Below are 18,815 nucleotides of genomic sequence, written 5' to 3' on the forward strand. Positions count from 1 at the left end.
CGGGCGAGGGCCACGGGGTCGCGGCGGCGGTCGAGCAGCGCGTCCACCTGGCGTGTTCCCCGCGGACGCGGCGAGTGGTCCGCACGTCGCCGGGATGATCAGGAGGCTGTGCCCGGAAGGAACGGCGCCCACGCTCACCGGGTGCCACCGTTCGCCGCCTGAGCCGGCTGTGGCCGGCCCGCGCTCGTTCGACCGCCGTCGGCGACGGGCGCCGCGGTGCGTCCGCGTCCGGACCACGCGTCCGGCGGCCCCCTCCGGTACCGCGACGCCGGTGCCGGAGAGTGACGAGCGCGTACCCGCATCTCCGGCTTCGGGACACCGGGATCGCAACCGCGCACGGCTCCGTCCCGTTGTCGGTGCGAGACCCGAAGGGCTCAGGAAGACTCGGGAACAGACCGGCGGGCGCCGCACAGTCAGGAGACAGACGATGGACTACTACGACCTCGGCACCTACAGCCGCCCCGTGACCACGTCCTCCGACCGGGCCCAACTCTGGTTCGACCGCGGGCTGAGGTGGACGTACGCCTTCAACCACGAGGAAGCCGTCGCCTGCTTCGAGGCCGCCGCCGCGGCCGACCCCGACTGCGCCATGGCCCACTGGGGCATCGCCTACGCCCTCGGCCCCAACTACAACAAACCGTGGGAGTTCTTCGACGAGCAGGACCTCGCCCGCACCGTCGACCGCACCCATGCCGCCGTGGAGCTGGCCCACCAGCAGGCCGCGACCGCCACCCCCGTCGAGCGGGCGCTGATCGGCGCACTGCGTGCCCGCTACCCGCGCGCCGAGGCCGTCGAGGACTGCTCGATCTGGAACGTCCCCTACGCCGACAGCATGCGCGCGGTCTACGAGCTCGCCCCCGACGACCCGGACGTCGCCACCCTCTACGCCGACGCCCTGATGAACCTCACCCCCTGGCAGCTGTGGGACCTCAGAAGCGGCGAACCGGCCGAAGGCGCCCGCACGGCGGAGGCCAGGGCGGTCCTCGAACGGGCTCTCGCCACCGACGCGGGGCGCCACCACGCGGGCATCGTGCACCTGTACATCCACCTGATGGAGATGTCCCCGACCCCGGAGGCGGCGCTGGACGTCGCGGACCGGCTGCGCGGGCTGATGCCCGATGCCGGACACCTGCTTCACATGCCCTCCCACCTGGAGGTGCTCTGCGGCGACTACCGGCGGGTGGTCTCGGACAACACGTCCGCGATCGCGGCCGACGAGAAGTACCACGCACAGGCCGGGGCGATGAACTTCTACACCCTGTACCGCTCGCACAACTACCACTTCAAGATCTACGGTGCGATGTTCCTCGGGCAGTGCGAGGTGGCTCTGCGGACCGCCGCCGAGTTGGAGGCGTCGATCCCCGAAGAGCTGCTGCGGGTGCCGAGCCCGCCCATGGCCGACTGGCTGGAGGCCTTCGTGGCCATGCGGGTCCACGTACTGATCCGCTTCGGCCGCTGGGACGACGTCCTGGCCCTGCCGCTGCCCGCCGACCCCGAGCTGTACTGCATGACGACCGCGATGATCCACTACGCCCGCGGCGTCGCGTTCTCCGCCACGCACCGCGTCCCGGAGGCCGAGGCGGAACGCCGGCTCTTCCACGAGGCCCGCGCCCGTGTCCCCGGGACCCGCATGCTGTTCAACAACACCTGCGCCGACATCCTCGCGATCGCCTCGGCGATGCTCGACGGCGAGCTGGAGTACCGCAAGGGCGACCACGACGCCGCCTTCGCCGCGCTGGAACGCTCCATCGAACTCGACGACAACCTGCCCTACGACGAACCGTGGGGCTGGATGCAGCCCGCCCGGCACGCCTACGGCGCGCTGCTCCTCGAACAAGGACGCGTCACGGAGGCCGAGGCCGTCTACCGAGCCGACCTGGGCCTGGACGGCACGCTCCCGCGAGCCCTGCAACACCCCGGCAACGTCTGGTCGCTGCACGGTCTCCACGAGTGCCTGACGCGGCTGGGCAGGACCGGCGAGGCGCAGATGGTGGCCCAGCAGCTGCGGCTGGCCGCCGCGCTGGCGGACGTACCGATCGACGCGTCCTGCTTCTGCCGGCTCGACACCCATCACGGTGCCGCCGCCGGGAGCGGCTGCTGCGCCGACTGACCTTCGGCGTGCCGCGCGTTCCGGGCAGGCCCGTGCCCGCCCGGAGCGCGGCCTCAGGCCCGCCCGTGAGCCTCCTGCGAACGGCGTGACAGCGCGTCGATCACGACGGCGGCGAAGAGCACACCGCCCGTGATCATGAACTGGACGGCGGTGGGCGTGTCCGTGATCACCATGCCCGAGGCGATCGACTGGATCACCAGCATGCCGAGCACCGCGGACCAGGTCGTCCCGCGTCCCCCGAAGAGGCTGGTGCCCCCGATGACGGCCGCCGCGATCGCGTTGAGCAGCAGGATCCCCGAGCCCGCGCCCTGGCTCACCGAGGTGATGCGCGAGGCCAGGAACAGTCCGCCGAGCGCGGCCATGGTGCCGGAGACGGCGAGCACCGCCGTCTGCACCCGCGTCACGCTGAGGCTGGCGCGGCGGGCCGCCTCGATGCTGCCGCCGAGCGCGTAGACCTGCCGCCCGTAGTGCGTGCGGCGCAGGACCACATCCAGACCGGCCACCACCACGAGGAAGATCAGCAGGGCGAGCGGCAGCCCCTGGAACCGGTTGAGCAGGTAGGCGGCGAAGAACGAGACCGCCGCGAGCACGGCCGTGCGCACGATGATCCCGCGCAGCGAGCGGTGCCGCATGCCCATGGCGTGGCGGCGCCGCCGCTCCTGCCAGGACGCGAGGAAGACCAGCCCGGTGCCGACGGCCGCCACGGTGTACGCGGCGACGTCATGGGTGAAGTAGTGGCTCGTCAGCTTGGCGACCAAGCCGTTCTCGTCGAGGTTGATGGTGCCGCTGGTGCCCAGGATGTAGAGCATCAGGCCGTTGAAGGTCAGCAGCCCGGCCAGGGTGACGACGAAGGCAGGCACCCGCGTCTTGGCGACCGAGTACCCCTGGACCGTGCCCGCCACGGTGCCCACGAGCACCGCCACCACGAGGGCCAGCCACTCCGGCACGCCGTTGTTCACGTTCAGTACGGCGAAGACGGCGGCGGCGAGACCGCTGATCGAGCCGACCGACAGGTCCAGCTCGCCGAGGAGCAGCACGAAGACGATGCCGACAGCGATCAGTCCGGTGCCCACGATGTCCACGCTGAGGTTGGACAGGTTCCGCGGCGACAGGAAGCTGTCGTTGAGGGACTGGAAGGTGATCCAGACCGCGGCGAGGACGAGGACGACCGGGAGTGAGCCCAGTTCGCCGGCGCTCAGCCTGCGCCGCAGGACGGCGACGCCGCTCTCCGCCAGCCGGGCGACGGCCGGTCTGCGGGCAGGCCGCCGGGGGCCGTCGGTGGCGGGCTCGTCGAGGGCCGTCCGCGTGCTGTCGTCGCTGTCGTGCATCCCCTTCACCACCCTGCCTCCCGGTGGGCCATCCGGCGGGGCACGTTCTCCGTGGCGCCGGTGATGGACGCGATGATCTGCTCCTGCGACGCGGTGTTCACGTCGAAGAAGCCGTTGTTGCGGCCGAGCCGCAGCACCGCGGCCCGGTCCGCGAGGGCTTTGACATCGCCCATGTTGTGGCTGATGAGCAGCACCCCGAGGCCCCGGTCGCGCAGCTGGTCCACGAGGTCCAGGACCTCGCTGGTCTGCTCGAAGCCCAGCGCCGCGGTCGGTTCGTCCAGCAGGAGGATCCTGGGGTCGCCGAGGAGGGAGCGGGCGATGGCGACCGTCTGGCGCTGGCCGCTGGACAGGGAGACGACGGGCGCGCGCAGATCGGGGATGCCCCGCGTCAGCCGTTCCAGCAGCCGGCCGGTGCGGCGCTCCATCTCGACCTCGTCCAGGAAGCCGTACCTGCGAAGCTCCCGGCCGAGGAAGAGGTTGCCCACGACGTCGAGGTTCCCGCACAGCGCGAGGTCCTGGTAGACGGTGGCGACGCCGAGGTCCCGGGCGTCGTGGGGACGCCTGATCTGGACCGCCCGGCCCTCCCACTCGATCAGGCCCCGGTCCGCGGGGGCCACCCCGGAGATCACCTTGATCAGGGTGGACTTGCCGGCCCCGTTGTCGCCCAGCAACGCGACGACCTCGCCCGCGCGGATCTCCAGCTCGATGTCGGTGAGGACCTCGACCGCACCGAAGCGCTTGCACACGCCGCGCAGCCTCAGCAAGGGGGGACTCGGCACGAAGGACCACTCCTTCCCATGACCGGTACCGGCCCGCCGCGGGGCTGGCCCCTCAGGTGAGTCCGGCCTTCTCGCAGGCGGCGGCGAGCTGCGGGGCGCAGATCTCCTGGACGGTGTACACGCCGTCCTTCACCAGGGTGTCCTCGATGGTCCCGGCGGTCACGGAGAACGGGGTGAGCAGGACGGCGGGAACCGCCCGCCCACTGTCGGTGCGCACGGTGTCCTTGGCGACCCGCTCCAGGTTCTCGCCGCGGGCCGCGGCCACGGCCAGTGCGGCACCGGCGGAGGTCTCCGGCCGGAAGGGCTTGTACACGGTCATGTACTGCTCACCGGCCACGATGCGCCGCAGCGCCGCCAGTTCGGCGTCCTGCCCGGTGATGGGAGGCAGCGGAACGACCTTGTTGGCCTTCAGCGCGGCGATGCTGCCGGCGGCGAGGCCGTCGTTGGCGGCGTAGACCCCGTCTATGCTGTCGGCGCCCAGCGCGGAGATGGCGCCGGACATGTTCATGTGGGCGACCTCCGGCCTCCACTGGCGGGTCTCGTACGTCTTGGCGATCTCGACCTTTCCCTCCAGCACCGACAGTGCGCCCTTCCGGAACGACACAGCGTTGGGATCGGTGGGGTCGCCGTTCATCATGACGATCCGGCCAGGGGGCTCCCGGTCTCCCATGGCCTCCAGCAGCGCCTTGCCCTGGAGCCGGCCCACCTCCTCGCCGTCGAAGGAGGCGTAACCCGATATCGGGCCCTGGGCGAGGCGGTCGTAGGCGATCACGGGAATGCCCGCCTCGTCCGCCTTCTCCACCGAGGGGCGCATCGATCTGGAGTCGACGGCCACGAGCAGGATGGCGTCGACCTCCTCGGTGATCATGGAGTCCATCTGGGCCTGCTGAATGGCGACGTCGTTCTTGGCGTTGGCGTGCTCCACCCGGCACTCGGCGCACAATTCCTCGATGTGCCGGTCGAGCAGCGGTCTGTCGCGGGTCTCCCAGCGAGCCGTGGTGGAGTCCGGCAACAGCACGCCGATCCTCGGCTCGTTCACCCCGTCCGAGCCCGTCGACCCGTCCTCGCCGCAGGCCGCGAGTGCCGCGGCCGTGGCGGCCGCGGCCACAGCAGCGACCGCCCCCCGTACGCGGGCCTTCATGCGCGAGACCTCCCAACGGGCACGAGGTCTGGGTGTCGGCGCCGGGCGTCCCGCCTGGGATCAACTGGCTGAAAGGCGCCAAGACGGTTATGTCGTAAGTGTGACACCGGCCGAAGTGAACTGCGAACGCGGCCGAGGGAGGGCCCGACGGCGGGAAAGAGTGGGTGATATGTACGGATCTGTCCACTTCGTTCTCATGTGAGACGCTGGTAGCTGAGCGCCCCGATCTCAAGCCGGCGGCACCTGTGGCCCGGGCGGGAGGAAGGTGCGGACATGCCTCATGACGGCGGTGCCCGGGCCGGCGTCTCACAGCTGCGGGCATCTCAGCCCGGGGCCGCGAGCACCGGTTCAGCGCCTCCGGCGCGTGAGGCCGTACCGGGGGAGCGGGCCCTCACGTTCGCCGGAGCGGCGCTTGCGGCTGTCTACGCGCCCGGTGCCGGGCAGGACGAACTCCGGCTGCTGGAGACGGCCGGAGACGCCGCTGACCGCTACCGCCTGCCACAACGCCTGCCCCTGGCCGGTGGCTCGCCCGCCGCGCGGGCCTTCAGCGGCGGACGCCCGCTGTGGCTCACCCCGGCGGCCCTCGCCTCCTACGAAGGCGGACCGGCGCCGTCGGGAGCACAGACCTCGCTCGGCGCACTGCCCCTGACGGCCGAGGGCAGGAGACTGGGCTGCCTCGTCGTGGTAGGGGCCTCGGCCGACGGATTCGAGGCCGGGCAACGACGCTTCCTGACGCGGTACGCCGACGCGGTCGCCGACCTGCTCCGGGCCGGGACCGACCGCCCCACGAGGCCGTCGCTGCTGGGCCCCGCCCTGCGCGCGCTGAGTGTCGGCTCCTTCGTCCTGGTACCGGACACCGGAGTGATCGACGCCGACGAGACACTGCTCGACCTGGTCGGCCTCACGCCCGACGAGTTCGACGGCAAGGCGGACAGCCTGATCGCCAACGCCCTCCCGGAGGACATGCACGCGCTCATGTCGGTCCTGGAACCGTCCACCCCCGCCTTCGCCCGGCGGGAGCTGGAGTTCAGGGTCCGCTGCCCCACCGGTGAGATGCGCTGGCTGAGCCTGAGCTGCCGGGTGCCGACCGGCCCCGGCGACCGGCCGCAGCAGGTCCTCGGGGTGGTGACGCCGACCTCGGTCCAGCGCCGCGGCGCCGACGACGTCTCCCGCATCCAGTGGCTCACCGCCGCACTCGACGACGCCACGACCGTCCACGACGTCGCCCGTGTGGCCGTGACCGCGCTGCGCGAGCCGCTCTCCGCCGACCGCGTGGCCCTCGCCGAGCTGCGGGAGGACCGGCTGATCGTCATCGTGCTCGATCCGCCGCAGCCCGCCGCCTGGCCGGAGACCTGGCGCTCCGAATGGCGCTCGGAGTGGCCCGACGCCCCGGTCCGCGCCCTGCCCACCCTCCAGCTGGCCCTGCGGGACGGGCGCATGGACCTGTGGCCCGCCGGCACGCCCCTGGAACCGCAGCTCGCCGGCATCGGCGCCGGCGGCCTGGCCGTCATGCCGCTGCCCGCCAAGGGCGGGGTGGTCGGCGTGTGCCTGGTCGGCTGGGACCAGCCGCACGAGTTCGCCACCGAGGAGCGGTCCGTGCTGACCGCGACCGCGGCGCTGATCGGGCAGGCCCTGGAACGCGCGCACGCCTACGACGCCGAACAGGAACTGGCGACGCTGCTCCAGCGCAGCCTGCTGCCCCGGCGCCTGCCCGAACTGCCCGGCGGGACGGCCGTCGCCCGCTATCTGCCCGCCCGGCGCGGACTCCAGGTGGGCGGTGACTGGTACGACGTCATCGTGATCTCCGAGGACCGGGTGGCGCTCGTCATCGGGGACGTGCAGGGGCACAGCGCCGGAGCCGCGACGATCATGGGCCAGATGCGCACCGCGGTCCGTGCCTACGCGGTGGAGGGCCACCCGCCGGACGTCGTCGTCTCGCACGCCAACCGGCTCCTCGTCGGCATGGAGACCGACCTCTTCGCCACCTGCTGCTACGTCGAGCTGGACCTGGAGGAGGGCAACGCCCTCTTCGTACGGGCCGGGCACCTCGCCCCGCTGCTGCGCCAGCCCGACGGCACGACCGAGGAGGTGGAGGTCGAGGGAGGGCTTCCGCTGGGTGTGCTCGCCGAGGCGGAGTTCCCCATGACCGCCGCCGCGCTGACCCCGGGCACGGTGCTCGCCCTGGTCACCGACGGCCTGGTCGAGGCGGCCGACCTGCCCCTGGACGAGGGGATGGACCGCACCCGCGCGGCGCTCGCCGCGGCCGACCCCGCCGACGCCGGGCGGATGGCCGACGAACTGCTCGGCGACGCCGGCCGCCGGGAGGACGACGTGGCGCTGCTGCTGCTGCGCTACGACGGTATGACGGCCCGGCCGATCCGGTCCGGCTGGGTGGTGTGGCGGCTGCCCGACGCCGTCATGCACGCCCGCCGTTTCACCGCGCGCACCCTGCGCAACTGGAAGGTCGCGGAAGTGGCCGACGGTGTCCTGCTGGTCGTGTCCGAACTGGTCACCAACGCGCTCGTGCACACCCAGGGGCCGGTCCGACTCGACCTGATCCTGCGCGGCGACCTGGTGCGGGTCTGCGTCAGCGACGCCTCGCCGCGCGCACCGGCCAAACCGGTGATCGTCGACTGGGAGTCGACCGGCGGCCGCGGCCTGCTGCTGGTCGAGGCGATGTCGGAGTCCTTCGGCTCGGTGCCGGTCGCCGGCGGCAAACAGGTCTGGAGCGAGATCCGGGTGCCGCGCCGCGAGCCGTCTGCCATGGACTCGGCGCCCCGAGAGGAAGGCGGGGGTCCGCCATGAACACCCGGATCCGTGTGCGGCACCTCGTCGCCGCGTTCGTCGCGGCCCTCATGACCATGTCCCTGACGGCCTGTTCGGAAGACGACGGCGCGCCGGACGCCTTCGCGGTGGGCCTGCTGCTTCCGAGCCGGGCCGTGCCCCGCTGGGAGAACTCCGACAAGCCGCTGATCGAGCAGCGGATCGACGCGCTGTGCCCCCGCTGCACCGTGCAGTACGCCAACGCCGAGAACGACGTCTCCCGGCAGCGGGAACAGATCACCTCCATGATCACCAAAGGGGTCCGGGTCCTGATCCTGGACGCCGTGGACAACAAGGCTCTGCGCTCCTCGATCCAGGAGGCGCGCCGGGCGGACGTGCCCGTCGTCGCCTACGACCGGCTCGCCCAGGGCCCGATCTCGGGCTACGTCAGCTTCGACGGGGGGCAGGTCGGCCGGCTCCAGGGGAAGGCGCTGCTGAAGGGGATGGGGGAGAAGGAGACCAAGGGCAGCGTCGTCATGATGAACGGCGATCCGTCCAGCCCCAACGCGGCCTGGTACCGCGCGGGCGCGCTGTCCGTCCTGCGCGGCAAGGTCAGGATCGGCAAGTCGTACGACACGCCCGGCTGGAGCACGGACAAGGCCCACGCCAACATGGCCGCCGCCATCGCAGCCCTGGGTCCGGACCGGATCGACGGTGTCCTGGCGGCCAACGACGCCATGGCCGCGGGCGTCATCGCGGCGCTGAAGAACGCCGGTGTCGGACGAATGCCTCCGATCACCGGCCAGGACGCGGACCTGGAGGCCGTGCGGCGCATCGTCAAGGGCGAGCAGTACATGACGGTGTACAAGCCGTTCAAGACGCAGGCCTCCGCGGCCGCCGCCATGGCCATGGCCCTGGGACGCGGCGAGGACATCCGGGACGTCGCCAGGATGACGGTCGACAGCCCCACCACCGAGGACATCCCCTCCGTCCTGCTCACCCCGCGCACCGTGACGGTCGACAACATCCGGCAGACCGTCGTCAGGGACGGCGTGTACACCATCGCGCAGATCTGCACGCCGCCGCTGCGGCCCGCCTGTGTGCAGGCCGGGCTCCTGTCGTGACGGACGCACACCTGCAAGGCCGACACCACGTCAAGCGCCGCGCTCCGTGCAACCCTTCGGCCCCGACAGCAGTCTCCTGTGCGGGGACACGTGTTCCCCCGCAGTTCATGCGTACGTCACTGCCGTTCAATCAGAGGATCCCATGCCCCGACCCGCCACCGGCCGCCGCGTGTTCCGACAGACCGCGGGCGTGATCGGCGCCGCCGCCATGGTCTCGCTGGGCGCCACGCCCGCCTTCGCCGAGGACCCCGCACCCACACTGGTGCTGGGTGAGATCGGCCCGTACCAGGGAGTGCAGCCGGGCACCACCTTCAAGGTCCCCGCCGCGTTCACCAACACGGGCACCCAGGCCCTCGACAAGGTGTGGATCACCTACGTCGTCAGCCACGGGCTGAGCCAGGGCGAACTGCCCTCCAACTGCACCGCCTGGAAGATCTGGGGATTCGACGAGATCCCGGTCAGCACCCAGGCGGTCTGCGCGTTCGACCAGACGGTGAAGCCCGGCGTCGTCTACGCCCCCGAGGGGGGCCTGCGGGTCGACGTACTGGACAGCGCGCTGCACGACGCCCTCACGGTGATGGTGACCGAGCACGACAACCCCCCGTCGGACGAAGCCTCTTCGGGGCCCGTCAAGGGCACCGGCCCGGCCCTGAAGCTGGCGGAGCGGCCCGACGCCACCACGGACGACCTCGGCACCGCGGCCGAGGACCCGAACCTCCGCCGGGTGCCGGTGACCGCCGCGAACACCGCCGACTTCAAGGTCGCGGGAGACCGGCTGAAGGGCCGCGTCGGAGACACCGTGGACCTGACGGTCGAGTTCACCAACGCCGGGCCGGCCTGGTACCGGGGCACGGCCGGCACACCGGCCACCCGCGTCCTGATCAAGATGCCCGCCGGCACGAAGGTGACCAAGGGACACGCCTTCTGCGACAAGGCGTCGTCCGGAACCTACGAGTGCGGCACCAGCCAGGCCTGGATCAACGAGGGCGACAGCCAGACGTACACCTTCAAGCTGAGGATCGACAAGGCCGTGCCGGGCGCCAAGGGCTCGGTGGCGCTGGAATCGGAGCCCCGGCCGTTCGACAAGAACAAGGGCAACGACAGGGCCGACATCACGCTCGACGTCGCCGGCACCGGCTCCACGGGCGGCAGCGGCTCGACGACCTCCGGCTCGGGCTCCTCGTCGACCGGGGGTTCCGGTTCCGCCGGCGGTTCCGGGTCGACGGGCGGCGGTTCGGCCACCGGCGGGGGTTCCGCCGGCGGCGGCACGTCGACGACCGGCGCCACCGACTCGACCCCCGTCTCCGGCGACCTGGCGAGCACCGGCTCCGGCTCCGCCCTCCCGCTCGCGGGTGCCGCCGCCGCGGCCGTCGGCGTCGGCACGGGCGCGGTGCTGCTCGTACGCCGCCGCCGCGCGGCACGTCAGTAACGACCGGCCGGGCAGGCGGGCGACGGACCACGTCCGCCGCCCGCTCGGCCCGCCGGTCAGGGCAGTTCGACCCGCGCGGGGCCCTCGTCGAGGAAGCCGCCCGACTGGTGCTGCCACAGCTTGGCGTACGCGCCGTCCAGCGCGAGGAGCTCCTCATGGGTGCCCTGCTCGACGATCCGGCCGCTGTCCAGGACGACGAGCCGGTCCATGGTGGCGACGGTGCTCAGCCGGTGCGCCACCACCAGCGCCGTCCGCCCGTCCATGAGCCGCCACAGCGCCTCCTGCACCAGGATCTCGCTCTCGGAGTCCAGGGCGCTCGTCGCCTCGTCGAGCAGCAGGATCGGCGCGTCCCGCAGGATCGCCCGGGCGAGGGCGACCCGCTGGCGCTGGCCCCCGGACAGCTTGACGCCACGCTCGCCCACCATGGTGTCGAAGCCGTTCGGCAACGTGTCGGCGAACTCCGTGACATGCGCCGCCTCGGCCGCGCGGCGGATCTCGGCATCGGTGGCGTCCGGCCGGGCGAAGGCGATGTTGTCCCGCAGGGTGCGGTGGAACATCGCCGGGTCCTGGGGTACGTACGCCATCAGTCCGCGCAGGTCGGCCTGGCGCAGTGTGCTGATGTCCTGACCGCCGATCAGGATCCGGCCGGCATCGATGTCCGTCATCCGCAGCAGCAGCCGGGTGAGCGTGGTCTTGCCGCCGCCCGACCGGCCGACGAGACCGATCTTCGCCCCGGCGGGCACGACCAGGTCCAGTCCCTCGAACAGCGGCCGGCCGCCGGAGTGCGCGAAGCTCACCCGCTCGAAACGGACATCCGTCGCGCCGGGCGGCAGCGGCTGCGGCTGCGGCGGATCGAGCACGGTGGGCGGAGTCAGCAGCAACTCGGTGAACTGGGCGGCCTCCGTCATCGAGCTCTCCAGCCGACGGTAGATCTGGTTGAACTCGAACATGATCCGCGTCGCGTTGGTGTAGTAGGTGAAGGCCACCACGACCGCCTCCACGCCGTGCTCGCCCCCGCTCAGAGTGACCGCGAGCAGCAGCCCCAGGGCATTGGTCAGCACGGACATCGGCGCGACGAACGTGTCGATGCGCAGATTGCCGTAGTCCCAGGACCGCAGGGTCAGGCGCCGCGACGTCGCGACCCGGGAGCGGTGCTCGGCGGCCTCGCGTCCCTCGGCGGCGAACGCCCTCACCGTGTCCATGTTCATCAGGCTGTCGGCGACATGGCCCGACACCCGGGCGATCGCCTCCTCCCGCTCGTCGACGAGCGCCTGTCGGCGCCGGATCAGGGGCACCACGCACACCGCCGTCAGCGCGATCATCACCAGCAGCCCGACCACGAGCAGCGGTTCGTAGCGCCACAGCACCACCGCCCCGAAGGCCAACGGCACGAAGCTGCCCACGATCTGGAACGTCAGCGTGTCGACGAACTGCTCGAAACGCGAGGCGAAGCTCAGCACGCGCTTGGTCAGCGATCCGGCGAAGTTGTCGTGGAAGAACGCGGCGTCCTTGGCGAACAACTCGTCCATCCCGATCACATACAGATGCTCGATGCCCAAGGCGTCGAGACGGTTGAGGCAGTGCAGGGCGATGCGCCACAGCGCCTCCGAGAACAGCAGCACACCGGCGAACCCGAGGACGTACGGCAGCGTCGAGGCGACCGTGACGTCCTCGTCGCCGGCCAGGTCACCGACGAGCTTGGCGACGATGAGCGGCGCGACGTAGTTGATTCCGATGTTGCCCAGCGCCGAGAGCGACATCGCGGGTACCGTCAGCCGGCGGAGCCGGGCCAACTCCCGTCCGTAGTGACGAAGTGCGAGCAGCACCGAGCGTTTGCCCGGCTGAACCCTGCGAGATTCGGACGTTCCCATCCCACCCCTGGTCCTGTCCGGCGGCGGAAGCCGGCCACGCGCTACCGCGGGCAGGGGCCATCGCCGCAACGGTCGTGTGGATTTCGATTCGAGTCCGGCAGTGTCCCGCGCCGACGAGTGCCGCGTCCAAGCGTTTTCCGGCCGCGCCGGCACGGTGCGCAGGGATACGCCGAACCATCCAACTCCCCTGTCCCGCGCAGGACTTCGTACGACTCCCGCCCCACGCGCGCTGGTTGGATCACGGATGTCCGGCCCCTGCGAGCCACCGGTGCCGCGCCGACGCGCTGGATCCGCAGACGTCGGCCTCGGCCACCGCGCGCCCCTGCGCGGCGCCCCGGCGGGCCAGCCCCACGGCGGCCATGATCCGGCCGGGCCGGCAGCGGCCGCACCGCGCCGCCGTCCCCGGCCGGTGCCATGAGGCGCCCCCGGCTACGGCCGGCTGCCCCGGGCAGGGCTCACGCCCCGGTGCCGTCGCTTCGGGACGTCACGGCAGGACGGCCTCCCAGGTGTCGACGGCGTAATGCACCGCCATGCCATGGCGGGCGTAGAGAGCCGGAGCACCGGTGGCGTTGGAGGTGTCCACCCCGAGTCCCACCGTGTCCCGCCCGCGAGCGGCGAAGGCCGCGAACGCGTTCCGCAGCAGCAGCCCGCCCAGACCCAGCCCACGGGCCTCACGTACGACGCCGAGGCTCCTGATCCAGCCCATCGCCTCACGGTCGTCGCGGGCGAGCAGGAAGCCGACGTCCCCGAGCTCCTCGGTAGCGGCGATCCACACCAGCGACCAGTCGAGCACATCGGCGTCGACGTCCTGCAGCCACTGCTCGTAGCCGCGGGGCTGGAAGTCGAAGTGCTCGGCGAAGCTCGACTGGTACAGGGCATGGACGCGCGCCCGGTCCGCCTCCTCGACGCACGACCGCAGCCGAACGCCGGACGGCACCTCCGGCACGAGGTCCGCTGCGGGGTCCACCGGCCGTCGCAGCACGTGATAGCGGCGTACGACGGACCAGCCCCGCTTCTCGATGAGGCCGGTGTCGAGGGTGGGCTCGGTGTTCAGGTGCAGGTGCACCACCGCCCTGGCCGCCCCGTTCCCCCGGGCCCGGTCCAGGGCGCGGACCTCCATCGCGTCCAGCAGGAGCTGCCCGGCGTGCTGGTGCTCGGGCAGCACGTAGTGGTCGATGTCGACGCGTTCGCCCGCCGACTCGTCCCACAGCAGCCCGTAGGCCACCAGCCGGCCGTCGTGGAAGGCGAGCCAGGAGTCGCGCTCCAGATCGACGTCGGGCCGTTTCAGATCGGCCTCGACGGTGTGCAGATCGGTCTCGGGCCGGCCTATCTCGATCCGGTCGACCTCATTGAGCAGGTCGGTGATGGCGGCCGCGTCGGTGAGGCCGGCCGGGCGAAGGGTGTAGGACATGGGCTCAGCGTCCGGGGAGAGGAAGGCGGTCGCAACGCATTTTCCGCGCGGGCCCGGCAACCGCGGGGGGCGCAGAACCGTCCTCGATCACATCATGGTCACCACAAGCGTCACGGGCCCCATGGCCTCATCGGTTCGTCAACTGCTCGACTTCGCGTGGACACAGACCCGGGCGTGCGCGTTCGCCATCGCCCTGCTGTCCGGCGTGGCGGCGTCCGCACTGCTGCCCGGCCTGCCCATAGCCCGGTACGACCTGCTCGTCGCCTACGGTGTGCTGCTCACCCTGCTGTTCTGGCTGCGCGGCTGGGAGAACGGCCGGGACGTGGCGGTGATCGCGATCTGCCATGTCATCGGCCTGGCGTTCGAACTGGTGAAGGTGTCCCTCGGGTCCTGGAGCTATCCGGAGCCGGCCGTCCTGAAGTTCGCGGGCGTCCCGTTGTACGGAGGGTTCCTCTACGCGGCCGTCGGCAGCTACGTCTGCCGTGCCTGGCGCCTGTTCGACCTGGAGCTGGTGCGCTACCGCCCGCGCTCGACGGCCCTGGTGGCGGCGGCCGTCTACATCAACTTCTTCAGCCATCACTGGCTGCCCGACGCACGGTGGCTCCTGGCCGGCCTGCTCCTCGCCGTCACCACGGGCACCTCGGCGCGCTTCACGGTGCGCGGCGCACCCCGGCGGATGCCGCTCGCCCTCGCCTTCTTCCTGATCGGCTTCTTCCTGTGGGTCGCGGAGAACCTCGCCACCTACCTGGGCGCCTGGCGCTACCCCTACCAACTCGACGGCTGGGAGCCCGTCGGCGTGGACAAGATCGTCGCCTGGTCACTGCTGATCAGCGTCACCGTCGTCCTGGTGGCGTGCAGCCGACCGCACCGCGGGCACAAGGGCCGGGCCCTGCCGCCGAGTTCAGGGCGCTAGGAGCGTGTCTCGGCAACCGGCTGCCCACTTCGCAGCAACGCCTCCCGACGTCACGAAGCCACCCGGGCCGAACACCTGACGGGCAGTACCAACCACCGCCTCACAGGTGCCGCCGGGGCGGCCGCGACCCATCCCGTCGATCACGGTCAGCCGGCCGCTTGCCCGTTCCCGACCCACGCTCCTGGCCCTGAAGGGTCGCACCGGTGCCCACCGAACACCCGGAGAAGGAGTGGGCGTTGGCTGCTGGGGGGCGAAGGCGCGTTACCGGCCCGGTCGGCGGATACGCACCGTGCCGTTGTCCAGGTCCACCTGGAAGGGCGGCTCCTGAGCAGGCCTGACGTTCTTGCGCACGCGCTCCTGCTCCATCGCCCGCTTGAGGGCTTGGGACCCCGGAGCGATCTCCTGCGCGACGTCGGCTCCGATGGAGGACAGGGTCTTGGTCCTGCGCCAGTAGACCCAGCCGCGAGCCTCCAGCGCGAGCAGCGCCCGGTCCGCCAGAAACGCGACGGCGCCCAGCGCGACGACGCTCGCGCCGACGAACAGCAAGGCCCGCATGGTCAGCGCCCCGCCCTCGGAGCGAGGATGATCGGAAAGGGTAAGAGAGCGTCCATGGATCCGACCCTACTGGTCGCCCGCGACACCCGATGAGGCCGGCGCGGCCCGTCGACCGGCCGGCCCCACCGAGCCCGCAGCCAAAGCGTCAGCCGTTCTTCGGTGCCGCCTGCTGGACGACCTCGAAGGACCACAGGGTGGATCCGCTCGCCGCCGGCTTCGGGCGGTCCGCGCTGTCCGCCCCGCCGCCCTGGTGGGCGGCCTTCATGGGGCCCTCCATCCAGGCCTGGAAGGACTCCTCGTCACGCCAGCGCGTGTACACGAGGTAGTTGTCGGTGCCCTCGACGGGGCGCAGGAGTTCGAACCACTCGAACCCGTCGGAGCTCTCCACGGCGTGCGCACGGGAAGCGAACCGCTTCTCGAGCGTCTCGCGCTGCTCGGCCGGGACGGTGAGTACGTTGATCTTGACTACGCTCATGGATCTCATCCTGCCGTACGGATGCCGTCGGCCGGGCAGCGGCTCGGGTTTGTGGCCGGCGGGCCGGACGAAGAAGCCGTCTCCTTCGTCCGGCCGCCGGGTCAGGCCGTGTGCAGCCGCAGCCCGTACCGCGCGAGGATCTCGTTGACGGGCTGGAACCACGTCTGGCCGCCGCCCGAGCAGTTGCCCCAGCCTCCCGACGTGACCCCCTGTGCCTGGTCGCCGCTGATGAACGAACCCCCGGAGTCGCCGGGTTCCGCGCAGACGCTGGTCTTCGTCATCTGGTGCACCGCGCCCTGGCTGTAGTTGACCGTCTCGTTCTTGGCCAGCACGGTGCCGCAGTGCCAGTGCGTCGTGGAGCCGGACCGGCATACGGAGGTGCCGACGGGGGCCTCGGCCGAGCCGCGCACGAGACGGTCGGGGACGGTGCCCCAGCCGAGGACCACCGGCACCGTCCACCAGCCGCTGCCGACGCTCACCCAGGCGTAGTCGTTGTCCGGGAACGAGGAGCCCTGGAAGGTCCCGATGTGGGAACCGTCCCAGCCCCTGACGGAGGCTCCCTGCCGGCCGCAGTGCCCCGCGGTGACGAAACCGCCGTGCACCGAGAAGCCTATGGAGCAGCGGACGTTGCCGGTGTAGTACGGGTCGCCGCCCACCGTGCCCGCCGCGAAGGTGCGGGGCGCGGCGGCCACGGTGCCGACGGTGACGGGGCCGGCTTCGAGGGCGCGCGCCACGAACCGCCGGACATCGTTGTCCGCCTGCCGGTCCCGGACGACGTTCACGACGACCGTGTTGGCCACCGGATCCACGTGCCAGCCGCTCACGCCCGGCGGGGCGGAGAGCCGGTCGATGCGGGCCTGGGTCGCGTCGAGTTCCCGCGCGCTGTGCGTGACGGTGCGCACGGTCGCTCCGGTGGCCCGCACCTGCCGTACGGTCGCGGGCGGCGCTTTCGAGGTGACGGCCACGGTGAGCCGCTCGCTCCGCGCGTCGAACCACGAGCCGCCGTAGGCGGATCCGGCCGCCTCGCGCGCCTTCGCCGCGATGCCGAGGGCGACGCGTTCCGCGGCCAGTCGGGCCTCGGCCCGTTCCTTCGACAGGCCGAGGTCCCGCTGCATGGCCTGCAGCATCCCGGCGGAGATGGGCGCGGATCCGGCCGCCGTCGCCGCGGAGTCGTTCGCGGAGGCCGGTCCGGCGCCGCCGGCGGTCCAGCCGCCGAACGCGAGCAGCGCGGCGAGGCAGGCGTACGTGAGTCTGGTGCGTCTCATGGGAGTTGCCCTTCGTCGTTCCAACGAGGTGGGGTGGAACAACCGCAGTCTGAGAGCGCTCTCACTCAGGTCGGGCAGAGTTTATCGTCGTGGACCTGTCAGGTCCATACCAACAGCACGGTTGAACGGCGGACCGCGGACGCCGCGTCCGCCGGTCCCCGACAAGCTGCGCGGCTTGGGAGCGGCCCCTCAGCGGATCCGGTGCTGCTTCCAGAACCCGCTCAGATCCTGGTCCGTCACGGACTGCGCGGCCTTCTTGAAGTCGGCCGTCGTCGACACGCCGTACCAGTGGTCACGGGCGTACCGGCGCAGAAGCCCGGCCATCGTGTCGGCACCGAGCGTGCGCTCCAGGTCCGCGAGAGCGCAGGGGCCGGCCGAGTAGATCAGGTGGTAGTCGCCCGGGTTCTCGGCCCAGTACGCCATCGAACCGGTCAGCGCGGTACGGCTGCTCGGCCACTGGACGTCCGACCAGCAGTCACCGGTCTCCCAGCCGTAGAACCGCGCGGTGGCGTACTGCGCGAAACTCTCGTCCAGCCAGGGTGCCCGGTACTCGTCGTTGCCGATGATCCCGTACCACCACTGGTGGGCGACCTCGTGGACGACCGCGCTGCCCTCGTCGGTCGTGCCGAGGAGGACCAGGCCGGGATACTCCATGCCGCCGCCGAACCGGCTCGTCATCACGAGGTCGATCTCACCGTACGGGTAGCGGCCGAACTCCTCGCCGAACCGGTCGACGGCGGCGGCGCCCTCCTCGCGGCTGAGGCGCACCCCTTCGGCGGAGGTGCCCGGAGCCCAGAACGACCGCACCCGCACACCGCCGGGTGTGGTCTCCTCGGCGGTGCGGAACGGGCCGGCGGCCCAGGCGAAGTCCCGTACCCGGTGGGCGATGCTGAACGTGAGGCTGCGCCCGTGATCGCCGGTACGGGTCCAGGTGCGGCCGGTCGCCGGGATCTTCAGGGCGGAGGGGTGGTCGAGCGCCACCCGGAAGTCGCCGGCCAGGGCGTAGAAGCTCTCCCCGGTGGACACGTACGGGTCCAGGTGCCATCCCGTGGCGTCGCGCACGGCGAGTACGGGCAGCGCGTTGCCCAGGAAACGGAAGGCGCCCTCGCGGCCGAAGCGGTCGTTGCGCTTCGGCACGGTGACCGACACGTCGAAGGAGACGGCGGTGCGTTCGCCCCGCGTGAGTGGCTTCGGCAGCGCGATGCGCAGTGCCGTGCAGCCCACGGTGAGCCGGCCGGCGACGCCCCCGCGGACCCCGGTCACCCGGACCGGAGAGGGCACGCCGGGCCTGCCGCACCCGTCCACGCCGTTGCCCCACAGGCGTACGTACACCTCACGCAGCGGCCGGTTTGAGCCGTTGCGGAACGACACCCGCTGCCGGCCCGTCCAGCGCGAGCCGTCGGCGTCGGCGCGCAGCGCCACGTCGTAGCGCGGCCGGTCGGGGGTTGCGGCGTCGGTGCTCCGCGCCCCGGCCGCGGAGGCCGGGGCGGCACCGGCCCCGGTGCCGCCCTGCGCCACGAGCAGCATCAGCAGGACACTCACCAGCAGGACGACTCGCGGACGGGCGACGGGACTTGACGAGTACGCGGACAACGGGGACATGACAGCGGATGATGTCATACGGCCGTCGCACCGCGACCGGGATCGCTGC

The 18,815-nt window shown here is 71.8% G+C and carries 14 protein-coding genes; 5 read left to right on the top strand and 9 right to left on the bottom strand.

Features of this window, described 5'->3' with window-relative positions:
• The first annotated feature begins 427 nt into the window (after positions 1-427).
• A complete protein-coding gene (locus ACWCPI_RS29740) occupies positions 428-2,110 on the top strand; it encodes a hypothetical protein (protein WP_451041046.1) in 1,683 nt (560 codons plus the stop codon).
• A gap of 53 nt (positions 2,111-2,163) precedes the next feature.
• Here the strand turns inward: ACWCPI_RS29740 and ACWCPI_RS29745 are convergent, their stop codons facing one another.
• From ACWCPI_RS29745 to ACWCPI_RS29755, 3 genes are read right to left on the bottom strand one after another with little or no spacing between them, the layout of a single operon-like run.
• Complete coding sequence (locus ACWCPI_RS29745; RefSeq protein WP_451041047.1) at positions 2,164-3,438, bottom strand: sugar ABC transporter permease; 1,275 nt, start codon at positions 3,436-3,438, stop codon at positions 2,164-2,166.
• A gap of 5 nt (positions 3,439-3,443) precedes the next feature.
• A complete protein-coding gene (locus ACWCPI_RS29750; protein ID WP_451041048.1) occupies positions 3,444-4,217 on the bottom strand; it encodes an ATP-binding cassette domain-containing protein in 774 nt (257 codons plus the stop codon).
• 52 nt (positions 4,218-4,269) lie between these two features.
• Complete coding sequence (locus ACWCPI_RS29755) at positions 4,270-5,358, bottom strand: sugar ABC transporter substrate-binding protein (protein WP_451041049.1); 1,089 nt, start codon at positions 5,356-5,358, stop codon at positions 4,270-4,272.
• 273 nt (positions 5,359-5,631) lie between these two features.
• Here ACWCPI_RS29755 and ACWCPI_RS29760 point away from each other — a divergent pair, with 273 nt between their 5' ends.
• The 3 genes from ACWCPI_RS29760 to ACWCPI_RS29770 all read left to right on the top strand — a co-directional run bounded on the left by ACWCPI_RS29760 (position 5,632) and on the right by ACWCPI_RS29770 (position 10,674).
• A complete protein-coding gene (locus ACWCPI_RS29760) occupies positions 5,632-8,163 on the top strand; it encodes a SpoIIE family protein phosphatase (protein ID WP_451041050.1) in 2,532 nt (843 codons plus the stop codon).
• The gene (locus ACWCPI_RS29765; protein ID WP_451041051.1) at positions 8,160-9,245 is read left to right on the top strand and encodes a substrate-binding domain-containing protein; all 1,086 of its coding nucleotides are present in this window, start codon (positions 8,160-8,162) and stop codon (positions 9,243-9,245) included. Before ACWCPI_RS29760 ends, ACWCPI_RS29765 begins: the two co-directional genes overlap by 4 nt.
• 169 nt (positions 9,246-9,414) lie before the next feature.
• Entirely contained in the window at positions 9,415-10,674 is a 1,260-nt protein-coding gene (locus ACWCPI_RS29770; protein WP_451041052.1) for a hypothetical protein, read from the top strand.
• Positions 10,675-10,730: 56 nt separating this feature from the next.
• On the opposite strand, the gene ACWCPI_RS29775 is transcribed toward ACWCPI_RS29770, so the two are convergent.
• Together ACWCPI_RS29775 and ACWCPI_RS29780 are read right to left on the bottom strand one after the other, a co-directional pair.
• Positions 10,731-12,545 carry an ABC transporter ATP-binding protein gene (locus tag ACWCPI_RS29775; RefSeq protein WP_451041053.1) on the bottom strand — a complete coding sequence of 605 codons (1,815 nt, stop codon included), beginning with the start codon at positions 12,543-12,545 and terminating at the stop codon, positions 10,731-10,733.
• A gap of 484 nt (positions 12,546-13,029) precedes the next feature.
• Positions 13,030-13,956 carry an N-acetyltransferase family protein gene (locus ACWCPI_RS29780; protein WP_451041054.1) on the bottom strand — a complete coding sequence of 309 codons (927 nt, stop codon included), beginning with the start codon at positions 13,954-13,956 and terminating at the stop codon, positions 13,030-13,032.
• 94 nt (positions 13,957-14,050) lie between these two features.
• Here ACWCPI_RS29780 and ACWCPI_RS29785 point away from each other — a divergent pair, with 94 nt between their 5' ends.
• Entirely contained in the window at positions 14,051-14,869 is an 819-nt protein-coding gene (locus tag ACWCPI_RS29785) for a DUF817 domain-containing protein (RefSeq protein WP_451041055.1), read from the top strand.
• Between the two features lie 261 nt (positions 14,870-15,130).
• Here the strand turns inward: ACWCPI_RS29785 and ACWCPI_RS29790 are convergent, their stop codons facing one another.
• The 4 genes from ACWCPI_RS29790 to ACWCPI_RS29805 all read right to left on the bottom strand — a co-directional run bounded on the left by ACWCPI_RS29790 (position 15,131) and on the right by ACWCPI_RS29805 (position 18,766).
• Complete coding sequence (locus ACWCPI_RS29790; protein ID WP_451041056.1) at positions 15,131-15,424, bottom strand: hypothetical protein; 294 nt, start codon at positions 15,422-15,424, stop codon at positions 15,131-15,133.
• Positions 15,425-15,569: 145 nt separating this feature from the next.
• Positions 15,570-15,899, bottom strand: a complete 330-nt coding sequence (locus ACWCPI_RS29795; protein ID WP_451041057.1) for an antibiotic biosynthesis monooxygenase family protein — start codon at positions 15,897-15,899, stop codon at positions 15,570-15,572.
• 101 nt (positions 15,900-16,000) lie between these two features.
• Positions 16,001-17,164 (bottom strand): S1 family peptidase, encoded by a 1,164-nt coding sequence (locus ACWCPI_RS29800; protein WP_451041058.1) that lies wholly within the window; start codon positions 17,162-17,164, stop codon positions 16,001-16,003.
• Positions 17,165-17,353: 189 nt separating this feature from the next.
• Positions 17,354-18,766: a M1 family metallopeptidase gene (locus ACWCPI_RS29805; protein WP_451041059.1), complete on the bottom strand. Its 1,413-nt coding sequence runs from the start codon at positions 18,764-18,766 to the stop codon at positions 17,354-17,356.
• Positions 18,767-18,815 lie beyond the last annotated feature (49 nt).

This window comes from Streptomyces sp. NPDC001920 (genome assembly GCF_053594495.1).